Origin of the sequence: uncultured Aquincola sp., from assembly GCF_964001545.1 — a bacterium.
In the GTDB taxonomy this organism is placed as follows: Bacteria; Pseudomonadota; Gammaproteobacteria; order Burkholderiales; family Burkholderiaceae_C; genus Aquincola.
On sequence record NZ_CAXFDV010000565.1, the window covers coordinates 1 to 2,904 of the forward strand.

The 2,904-nt window shown below is 70.1% G+C and carries 3 protein-coding genes; all 3 read left to right on the forward strand.

The genetic code is table 11. The features are described 5' to 3' along the window. Window positions 1-11: 11 nt before the first annotated feature. Entirely contained in the window at window positions 12-1,646 is a 1,635-nt protein-coding gene (locus ABNT58_RS19405) for an FAD-dependent oxidoreductase (RefSeq protein ID WP_348755068.1), read from the forward strand. Then, complete coding sequence (locus ABNT58_RS19410) at window positions 1,643-1,855, forward strand: DUF2783 domain-containing protein (RefSeq protein WP_348755066.1); 213 nt, start codon at window positions 1,643-1,645, stop codon at window positions 1,853-1,855. The genes ABNT58_RS19405 and ABNT58_RS19410 overlap by 4 nt, the downstream gene beginning before the upstream one ends. Further along, window positions 1,852-2,904: homogentisate 1,2-dioxygenase (gene hmgA, locus ABNT58_RS19415; RefSeq protein ID WP_348755067.1), on the forward strand; the 1,053-nt coding region annotated here is incomplete at its 3' end. The genes ABNT58_RS19410 and hmgA, both read left to right, overlap by 4 nt.

The window sequence follows — 2,904 nt, forward strand, 5'->3', positions numbered from 1 at the left end:
GGAGGCCGCCCATGGACTACCAGACGCTTCAGTTTCCGTACCGGCGCCATGCCGACCAGGACGCTGGCACGCCGCCGCGCCACCCGGTGGTGGTGGTGGGCGCCGGCCCGGTGGGCCTGGCGCTGGCCATCGACCTGGCGCAGCGCCAGGTGCCGGTGGTGCTGCTGGACAACGACCACCAGCTGTCCAGCGGCTCACGCGCCATCTGCTTTGCCAAGCGCACGCTGGAAATCTTCGACCGCCTGGGCTGTGGCCAGCCGATGGTGGACAAGGGCGTGTCCTGGAACGTGGGCCGCGTGTTCCTGCGCGACGAGCCGGTGTATGCCTTCGACCTGCTGCCCGAGACCGGCCATGAGCGGCCGGCCTTCATCAACCTGCAGCAGTACTACGTGGAAGGCCTGCTGGCCGAGCGCGCCGCGCAACTGCCGCTGATCGACCTGCGTTGGGACAACGCGGTGCAGGCCGTGGAACAGCACGCCGACCACGTGCTGCTGACGGTGGCTACGCCCGAAGGCCCCTACCAGTTGCGCGCCGACTGGCTGGTGGCCTGCGACGGCAGCCGCAGCACCGTGCGTGAACTGATCGGGCAGGAAAGCACCGGCCGCGTGTTCAAGGACCGCTTCCTGATCGCCGACGTGAAGATCACCGGCCGCCAGCAGCCGCCCGAGCGCTGGTTCTGGTTCGACCCGCCGTTCCACCCGGGCCAGAGCGTGCTGCTGCACCGCCAGCCCGACGACGTCTGGCGCATCGACTTCCAGCTGGGCTGGGACGCCGACCCCGAGGCCGCCAAGCGCCCGGAGAACATCATTCCGCTGGTCAAGAAGCTGCTGGGCGACGACGTGCCCTTCACGCTCGAATGGGCCAGCGTGTACACCTTCGGCTGCCGGCGCATGGCCAGCTTCTGCCATGGCCGCGTGCTGTTCGCGGGCGATTCGGCGCACGGCGTGTCGCCCTTCGGCGCCCGCGGCGCCAACTCCGGCGTGCAGGACGCCGACAACCTGGGCTGGAAGCTGGCCGCTGTGCTGCAGGGCCAGGTGGTGGGCGATGCCGCGCAGGCGCTGGTGGCCAGCTACGGCCGTGAGCGCGAATACGCGGCCGACGAGAACATCCTCAATTCCACCCGCGCCACCGACTTCATCACGCCCAAGAGCGCGGTGAGCCGGCTGTTCCGCGACGCGGTGCTGCAACTGGCGCGCACGCAGCCGTTTGCGCGGCGGCTGGTCAACAGCGGCCGGCTGTCGGTGCCGGCAACGCTGGACGGCTCCCCGCTTAACACGCCTGACGTCGATGGCTTTCAGGGCTTGATGCGGCCGGGCGCGGTGGCGGCCGATGCGCCGCTGCGCGGCGCCGTGGGCGGCTGGCTCCTGCGCGCCTTGTCCAGCGGCTTCACGCTGCTGATGTTCGGCGAGGCGCCGGCCTGGGCCCACGACCTGCCCGGCATCGCGCTGCTGCAGGTGACGGCGGGTGAGGCCCATGCACTGGCCTGGCAGCGCTACGACGCGCAGCCCGGCACGGCTTACCTGATCCGCCCCGACCAGCATGTGTGCGCCCGCTGGCGCGAGCCGTCGGCCGCCGCAGTGCTGGCCGCGCAGGGCAGGGCGCTGGGCCGCCGCGTGGACCCGCAGACCGAAAGGAGCGCGGCATGAGCGCCACGCTGAACACCGAGCTGAACCTGAAGTCGCCCGACGACTTCTACGAGGCGCTGATCGACACCCACCGCGACCTGCCCGAGGCCGAGAGCCATGCGCTCAATGCCCGGCTGGTGCTACTGCTGGCCAACCACATCGGCGACATGGCCGTGCTGCGCCAGGCCCTGGCCTTGGCGCGCGACCCTTCTGCTGGAGACCCCGCATGAGCGAAGCAACAACGACCTTGAACTACCAGTCCGGCTTCGGCAACCAGTTCGCCACCGAGGCCGTGGCCGGCGCGTTGCCGCAGGGGCGCAACAGCCCGCAGCAGGTGGCGCTGGGCCTGTATGCCGAGCTGATCTCTGGCAGCGCCTTCACCGCCCCGCGGCACGAGAACCGCCGCAGCTGGGTGTACCGTCGCCAGCCCTCGGTGGTGACGGGCGGCTTCGAGCCGCTGCCCCATGCCTTCTGGAAGACCGGGGCCAAGGAAGGCGTGAACGCACCGCCCAACCCGATGCGCTGGCACCCGGTGCCGGTGCCGGGCGACGAGCAGCCCACCGACTTCATCGACGGCATCCGCACCGTGGTGGTCAATGGCGATGCCGATGCGCAAAGCGGCATGGCCGCCCATCTGGTACTGGTCAACCGCTCGATGGAGCGCCGCGCGCTGGTCAATGCCGATGGCGAGATGCTGCTGGTGCCGCAGCAAGGCCGCATCCGCGTGACCACCGAGCTCGGTGTGCTGGACGCAGCGCCCGGCCAGATCGTGCTGGTGCCGCGTGGCATCGTCTTCAAGGTGGCGGTGGAGGGGCCTACTCGCCTGTACGTGTGCGAGAACTACGGCGCCCCGTTCCGCCTGCCCGAGCTGGGCCCCATCGGCAGCAACGGCCTGGCCAATCCGCGCGACTTCCAGGCGCCGGTGGCGGCGTATGAGCAGGGCAGCGAGGCGTACGAGGTGGTGCGCAAGTACGCCGGCCAGCTGTGGCGCACGCGGCAGTCGCGCACGCCCTTCAACGTGGTGGCCTGGCACGGCAACCTCACGCCGCTGCGCTACGACACGGCGCATTTCATGGTCATCGGCTCCATCAGCTTCGACCATCCCGATCCGTCGATCTTCACCGTGCTCACCAGCCCCAGCGACACGCCGGGCACCGCCAACTGCGACTTCGTGATCTTTCCGCCGCGCTGGATGGTGGCCGAAGACACCTTCCGCCCGCCCTGGTACCACCGCAACCTGATGAGCGAGTTCATGGGCCTGGTCTACGGCCAGTACGAC

Excerpts from the sequence above, each read along its gene's own strand:
- ABNT58_RS19405 (WP_348755068.1), top strand. The coding sequence starts at position 12 with ATGGACTACCAGACGCTTCAGTTTCCGTACCGGCGCCATGCCGACCAG.
- ABNT58_RS19410 (WP_348755066.1), top strand. The coding sequence starts at position 1,643 with ATGAGCGCCACGCTGAACACCGAGCTGAACCTGAAGTCGCCCGACGAC.